This window comes from Isoptericola sp. NPDC057391, from assembly GCF_042668085.1.
Classification (GTDB): Bacteria; Actinomycetota; Actinomycetes; order Actinomycetales; family Cellulomonadaceae; genus Isoptericola.
This window is the reverse complement of the sequence record NZ_JBHVBO010000198.1, coordinates 1-7,266: the sequence shown is the minus strand read 5'-3', so window position 1 is coordinate 7,266 and position 7,266 is coordinate 1. Positions and strand designations below refer to the sequence as shown.

4 protein-coding genes are annotated in these 7,266 nt (G+C 73.3%); 2 read left to right on the top strand and 2 right to left on the bottom strand.

What is annotated here, in order from left to right; genetic code table 11:
- Positions 1-17: 17 nt before the first annotated feature.
- Positions 18-1,319, bottom strand: a complete 1,302-nt coding sequence (locus tag ACFUVW_RS18190) for an ABC transporter substrate-binding protein (protein WP_430572715.1) — start codon at positions 1,317-1,319, stop codon at positions 18-20.
- Between the two features lie 30 nt (positions 1,320-1,349).
- Entirely contained in the window at positions 1,350-3,830 is a 2,481-nt protein-coding gene (locus tag ACFUVW_RS18185) for an ROK family protein (RefSeq protein WP_430572714.1), read from the bottom strand.
- Between the two features lie 207 nt (positions 3,831-4,037).
- On the opposite strand from ACFUVW_RS18185, the gene ACFUVW_RS18180 reads away from it, so the two are divergent.
- Together ACFUVW_RS18180 and ACFUVW_RS18175 are read left to right on the top strand one after the other, a co-directional pair.
- Positions 4,038-5,381, top strand: a complete 1,344-nt coding sequence (locus ACFUVW_RS18180; protein WP_430572713.1) for an MFS transporter — start codon at positions 4,038-4,040, stop codon at positions 5,379-5,381.
- A 252-nt stretch (positions 5,382-5,633) separates the two neighbouring features.
- A complete protein-coding gene (locus ACFUVW_RS18175; protein WP_430572712.1) occupies positions 5,634-7,205 on the top strand; it encodes an MDR family MFS transporter in 1,572 nt (523 codons plus the stop codon).
- Positions 7,206-7,266: the final 61 nt, after the last annotated feature.

The window sequence follows — 7,266 nt, the reverse complement described above, 5'->3', positions numbered from 1 at the left end:
GGATCGGTCGACGGAGGTCATTCCTTCGCGAGCTCCTCGTCCATGGCGTCCGCGAGCTCCTTCGCCACGTCCTCGACCGGGCGCTCGCCCGAGAACGCCTGCGGGAGCAGCTCGTTCTCGAGCGCGTTCCACGCGGCCGTGTTCTGGGAGATCGGGTACGGGAACGACATCTCGTCCGCGGACTCCAGGAACACGTCGATGCCGAAGCTCGGCACGGAGTCGACGAAGGCCTCCTGCGTGCCGGTGTACGCGGGGTTCGCCGCGCCCATCTCCGCCTGGGTGCGCTGCGCCTCCTCGGAGCCGAGGTACGCGAGGAACGCGTTCGCGGCCTCCACGTTCTCGCCGTCGGCGGCGACGACGTTCGCCAGGCCGTGGATGACCGTCGCCCGCCGCTCGGGCCCCTCGGGAAGGCGGACGATGCCGAAGTCGTCCTTGTTCGGGGAGTCCTTCATCTCGGCGACGGACCAGTTGCCGGACCAGAACATCGCGGCCTTGCCGGAGTTGAACCAGACGTTCGGCTTCGTGTCCGAGAGCTGCTGCACGCTCGGCGACGCACCGTCGGCCACGAGGTCCGCCCACAGCCGCAGCCCCTCGATCGACGCGGGGTCGTCGTAGCCGGAGGACGTCCCGTCCTCGGAGATGACGTGGCCGCCCGCCTGCAGGATCGAGTCGTAGTAGCTGCTCTGGCCGCCGCCGTTGAGCTCGGTCACGACGCCGTACACGCCCTGGTCGGCGAGCTTCTCGGAGATCGTGCCCGCGGCGGCGGTGAAGTCGTCCCAGGTCCAGTCGTCCGTGGGCAGGTCGACGCCCGCCTGCTCGAACAGCGCCTTGTTGTACCAGAGGGCGACCGTGTCGAAGTCCTTGGGGACGCCGTACTGGGTGCCCTCGAACGAGTAGAGCTCGTTGAGCGCGTCGGGGTACTTCGACGGGTCGACGTCGCCGCTCTCGACGAGGCCGGTCACCGGCTGGAGCAGGTCGTTCGCGGCGTAGAGCTGGACGTTCGGGCCGTTCATCCAGAACACGTCCGGCAGGGTGCGCGACTCCCCCTGCGTCTGGAGCTTGGTGAAGTACTGCTGGTAGGGCGTGAGGTCGACGGTGACCTTGATGTTCGGGTACTTCTCGTTGAAGTCCTTGATGTTCTGGTCGATGGCGGGCTTCTGGTTCTCGTCCCAGATCGCGTAGGTGATCTCTGCCTGGGCGTCGGTGGGCGCGACCGCCGCGCCGTCCTCGGCGGCGTCGTCGCCGCCCCCACACGCGGAGAGCGTCAGTGCCACGGCGGCGACGCCCGCGAGGGACGCGCTGCGCAGGAGATGCTTCATCGGGGTGCTCCTCGGGGTTGGATGGGCCTCTCAGGTCCCGGGCCTCGGTGCCGCGGGGTCGACGTCGTCGTCGAAGTGGGCCGCGACCTCGGGGGCCACGGGCCGGACACGCTGCGGCGCGGACCCTGCGCGCAGCGAGACGGTGGCGGCGATGCCCGTCGCGACCGCGTCGCGGGCCATCACCGGCGAGGTGGTGATCGGCGTGCCGTCGGCGACGTGCCGCAGGAACTCGTCCACGGTGAGCCGGTCGGCGTCCTGGTGCCCCTGGCCCTGGGCGACCACCGGGTACTCGACGTCGCCGCGCTCCGCGTACGACGTCCGGCGGTTCCACACCCGGACCGAGCCGCCGTCGCCGTCGCCGAAGTTCTCGAGGCGGCCCCGCGTGCCGATCACCGTGTAGTTGCGCCAGTAGTCGGGCGTGAAGTGGCACTGCTCGTAGCTGGCGAGCACGCCGTTGCCCAGCCGCATGAGCATCATCGACGTGTCCTCCACGTCGATCGTCGGGTGCAGCCCCGTCTGCTCCAGCGGCGGCCAGTTGTCGTAGGAGAACCAGTCGGTCATGAGCTGGCCCGGGCGCTCGGCGCGGTCGGTCACCCGGCCGTACACCTGCAGGTCGCCCATGCCGACGACGTCGCGCGTCGTGGAGCCGGCGAGCCAGTGGATGACGTCGATGTCGTGCACGGCCTTCTGCAGCAGCAGGCCCGTGCTGCGGGCCCGGTCGGCGTGCCAGTCCTTGAAGTAGTAGTCGCCCCCGTTGCCCACGAAGTGCCGGCACCACACCGCCTGCACCTCACCGATCTCGCCGCGCGCGACGATGTCCCGCATGGTGCGGACCACGGCCATGTGCCGCATGTTGTGACCCACGTAGAGCTTCGTGCCGGTCTCGACCGCGGCGGCGAGCACGCGGTCGCAGTCCTCGGTGGTCGTGGCGAGGGGCTTCTCGAGGAACACGGCGACGCCGGACCGCAGCAGGTCCTCCGCGACCTCGGCGTGCGTGTCGTCCGGCGTGCAGACGAGCGCGGCGTCGAGCCTGACGTCGCGCAGCAGCTCCCGGTGGTCGACGGCGAACGCGGTGTCCGGGCCGAAGAGCGCGTGCGCGCGGTCCCGGCCGGCGGGGTCGACGTCGGCCGCCCCGACCACCCGCGCCGGCACGCCGGTGCGGCCCACCCACTGGGCCATGCTCGCCCGGGCGCCGACGCCCACGACGCCGACGCGCAGCGGTTCGACGACCAGCGCCGTCGCGCCGACCCCGGCGTCCTCGCCGGCGCCCGGGACGTCCTCGGGGCCCGCGGTGCCGGCGTCCCGCCGCGCGGCGACGGCGAGCGCCTCCGCGAGCGAGGTGGCCGGGTCCGCGGCGCGCAAGGTCGGCGCGGCGAGCTCGCCGCTCCCGAACACGTCCTGCGAGCCGATCTCCAGCGCGCGGACCAGCGCGCCGAGCGCGGCGCCGTCCGACGCGAAGGCCGACGTCACCAGGGGCGCGGCGGCACGGGGGTGCACCAGCCGGTCGACCTCGGCCTGCAGCGGGGCCCGGAGCAGCTCCCCCGCGCGCGAGAGCCCGCCGCCGAGCACCACGCACTCCGGGTCGACCACCATCGCGAGCGTCGCGACGCCGGGAGCCACGCGGCGCACGTACTGCTGCAGCAGCTCGAGGGCCGCGGCGTCGCCCGCGCGGGCACGCACCGCCACCTCCTCGGCCCCGCCCGCCTGCTCGATCTCGGCCAGCAGGCTGCCCTCGCACCACCCGTCCCAGCCCGTCCACGAGAAGTCGCCGACCTCGCCGGCGGCGTACCGGTTGCCGCGGTAGACCTGGCCGCCGAGCACCAGCGCGGCACCGACCCGGTACCCGAGCTGCACGAGCACGACGTCGTCGGCGAGGCGGGCCGCGCCGAGCGCGTGCTCCGCCAGGGCCGCCATGTTGATGTCGTTCTCGATCACGACCGGGTGCTCCCCGCCCGTCGAGAGCCGGGCGGCCAGGTTCACGCCGGTCCAGTCGGGGATGGGCAGGGAGAGGCGGACCCGCTCGCCGTCGACGATGCCGGGCACGGCGGCCGCCACGGCGGCGACCCGCGACCGGGGCGCGTCCACCTCGTCGAGGAGCTCGCGCTGGACGCTCCGCGCGACCTCGAGCCGGGCCACGCCGTCCACCGGCCCGTCCACGGTCCTGCGGACGACGGCACGCACCTGACCGGCGAGGTCGGCGACCATCCCCGTCACGGAGTGGACGCCGAGGTCCAGCCCGACCACGTACCGCGCGTCCGCGGCGAACGCGAAGCGGCGTGCGGGGCGCCCGAGCGCGCCCTCCTCCGCTCCGGCCACCTCGTGCGCGAGGCCCTGCTCCACGAGCTCCGAGACGATCGACTCCACCGTCGGCCGGGACAGGCCGGTGTCCTTCGCCAGCGCGGTGAGCGTCGTCGCGCGGCTGCCCCGCAGCACCTCGATGCAGCTGAGCGTGTTGCGGCGGCGGACGTCGGTGACGTGCCGGTCCTGCGCGCGGGGCCCGGTGCGGACCATGCGACCTCCCGTCGTGCGGCACGCGATGCGCCGTCGGCACCTCGTCGTGCGATTTCTGGAAGGTACCTTCATAAGTCCTCCCGGACAAGAGGACGGGCGGGCTCAGAATTGCGCAGCCGCGCTTCGAAAGGTGCGGCGGCCGTCCCTCGCCGACCGGGGGGACCGCCCCAGCGTGGGCCGTGCGGCCGAACGCCTAGGCTGAGCACCGTGGGAGCGATCACCGAGACCTGGCACGAGCTGCGCGCGCTGCTGCGGCTGGAGGGCTTCCGCAAGCTCTTCACCGTGCGCCTGGTGTCCCAGGCGGGCGACGGCATGTTCCAGGTCGGCCTCGCGTCCCTGCTGTTCTTCTCGCCCGAGTCGCAGGGCACGGCGGCCGCCATCGCCGGCGCGTTCGCCGTCATGCTCGCGCCGTTCACGATCGTCGGCCCGTTCGCGGGCGTGCTGCTCGACCGCTGGCAGCGCCGCCAGGTGCTGGTGTGGGGCAACGCGGTGCGCGTGGTGCTCACGCTGGCGATGGCGGGCGTGATGCTGGCCGGCGGCGTCGGCTGGGCCATCTACGCGATCGGCCTCGCGGCCCTGTCCGTCAACCGCTTCCTCCTCGCCGGGCTGTCCGCCGGCCTGCCGCGCGTCGTCGACGGGCCGCTGCTCCTCACCGCCAACTCCCTGTCCCCGACGCTCGGCGCGGGCGCCGCCTTCGTGGGCGGCGGCATCGGCTTCGTCCTCGGCCTGATGTTCGAGCCCGGCCGGGTCAAGGACTCGTCGGCGCTGGTGTGCGCGGCGCTCGTCTTCGGCGTCGCGTCCCTGCTCGCCACGCGCCTGCGGCGCACCCAGCTCGGGCCCGAGCAGCCCGCGGAGGCCGACCTGCGCGGCGAGATCGCCAAGGTCGCGCGGGGGCTGGCCGACGGCGCCCGCTACCTCGTCGCGCGCCGCACCCCCGGCCAGGCGCTGCTCGCCATGGCCGTGCACCGCTTCCTGTACGGCGTGGTGTTCATCGCGTCGATCCTCATCTCGCGCAACCTGCTCGACCCGGGGAGCCAGAGCGCCGGGATGGCGACCTTCGCCGTCGTCATCGGCCTCACGGGCGCCGGCGGCGCCGTCGCGATGGTGCTCACCCCGACGCTCTCGCGCCGCACCGGGCCGCAGGGCTGGATCGCCGTCATGCTGCTGCTCGCCGCCGCGAGCCAGCTGCTGCTCGTCACGACGCCGGAGCGCGCCGTCGTCTACACCGGCGCCGCCCTCCTCGGCCTCGCGGCGCAGGGCACGAAGATCGCCGTCGACACGATCGTGCAGCGCGACGCCGAGGACGAGTTCCGCGGTCGCGCCTTCGCCTTCTACGACGTGCTCTACAACGCCGCCTTCGTCGGGGCCGCCGCGCTCGCCGCGTTCACCCTGCCGGACACCGGCTGGTCCCGCGGCGTCTTCGTCGGCCTCGCCGTCGCCTACGTCCTCGCCGCGCTGCTCATGGCGACGCGCGGGGCCCGCACCCCGGCGCAGGTGCCGGCCCGCGTCCGCCGGGCCGGGGGCGCCGAGGACGCCGCTGCGCGCGCCTGACGACCGGGACGACCGCGGCCCGGAGCACCGACGAGTTCCGACCCGAAATCAGGTCGTCACGGGAAGCGGGAATATCGCAGGATGGTTCGTGGTCGTACACAGTACGGTCTCGCCCGTCCGGCGACCGCACGATCGCACCGGGGTGACCGCCCCCGGGACAACGACCGACCACGACGAGGTGCCACGCCCACCGGCGTCGGCTCTCGCCTGCCCTCCGCCGGGATCCCCGGCACGACGCGAGCGGAGCACAGCGTGCCAGCCCCCCGACAGACCGACACCACCCTCCCACCCGACGCCCAGACCCCGGAGGCCACCCTGACGACCGACGCCACGACTTCTCCCGGCACGACCGCGCCGTCGCGCGGCATCGTGATCGACGAGGCCGTGCCCCAGCGGCTCACGCGCCAGCAGTTCACGGTCATCGCGCTGCTCCTGGGCTCCGCGTTCGTCGTGATCCTCAACGAGACGACGATGAGCGTGGCCCTGGCCCCGCTCATGACCGACCTCGACATCACGGCGAGCACCGGCCAGTGGCTCACCACGGCGTTCATGCTCACGATGTCGGTGATCATCCCGGCGACCGGGTTCCTGCTGCAGCGCCTCGGCACCCGCGGTGCCTACCTGCTCGCGATGTCGCTGTTCAGCGCGGGCACGTTGCTCGCCGCCCTCTCCCCCGGCTTCGGCTGGCTGCTGGGCGGCCGCATCGTGCAGGCGTCCGGCACGGCCATCATGATGCCGCTCCTCATGACGACGATCATGACCGTCGTGCCGCCGGCGATCCGCGGCAAGGTGATGGGCAACATCTCCATCGTCATGGCGGCCGCCCCGGCGCTCGGCCCGGCCATCTCGGGCATCATCCTCGACGCGCTGAGCTGGCGCTGGGTCTTCGGCATCGTTCTCCCGATCGCCGTGCTCGCCCTGGTCATGGGCTTCTTGTACGTCCGGGACGTCGCCGACCGTACACACTCGCGCCTCGACCCGCTGTCGCTGTTCCTCGCGGCCGTGGCGTTCGGCGGGCTCGTGTACGGCCTGTCCAGCATCGGCGAGGCCGCCCGTCACGCGCCGCCCGTCGCGCCGTGGATCCCGATCGTCGTCGGCGTCGCCGTCCTCGGCCTGTTCGCCTGGCGCCAGCTCCTCCTGGCCCGCGACGACCGCGCGCTGCTCGACCTGAGCGTGTTCCGGTTCCGGGGCTTCTCGGTCGGCCTCGCCATCATGGCGGTCGGCATGCTCGCCATGTTCGGCTCGCTGATCCTGCTGCCGCTGTTCCTGCAGGACGCGATGGGCCTCAAGCCCCTGGCCACCGGCCTCATCGTGCTCCCCGGGGGCCTGCTCATGGGTCTGCTCGGGCCGACGGTCGGCCGCCTGTACGACCGGGTGGGCCCGCGCCCGCTGGTCACGCCCGGCCTGGTCGTCGTGACGATCGCGCTGGCCCTGTTCACGCAGGTGCACGCGGACTCGTCGCCCTGGTACATCCTGGCGCTGCACGTGACGCTCAGCCTCGGCCTGGCGTTCATGTTCACGCCGCTGTTCACCTCGGCGCTGTCGTCCCTCACCCCGCGCCTGTACTCGCACGGCTCGGCCGCCATCGGCACCGTGCAGCAGCTCGCCGGGGCCGCCGGCACCGCGATGTTCGTCGCGGTCATGACCACCCGGTCCGTCGCCCTCATGGAGGACGGCGCGACGGCGCAGGTCGCGCTGGCCGAGGGCGTCGGGGACGCGTTCGTCTGGGGCACGGCGATCATGCTCGTCGCGGTGGGGCTCTCGCTCCTGCTGCGGCGCGTGCCCGCCTCGCCCGAGGGCGAGGGCGTGCCGGCCGGGCACTGACCGGTCGTCGGCCACGGGCCGGCAGCTCCGCCACGGGCGGTCACCGTCTCTCGACGGTGGC

Coding starts and splice junctions, on each gene's coding strand:
- ACFUVW_RS18190 (WP_430572715.1), bottom strand. CDS start 1,319: ATGAAGCATCTCCTGCGCAGCGCGTCCCTCGCGGGCGTCGCCGCCGTG.
- ACFUVW_RS18185 (WP_430572714.1), bottom strand. CDS start 3,830: ATGGTCCGCACCGGGCCCCGCGCGCAGGACCGGCACGTCACCGACGTC.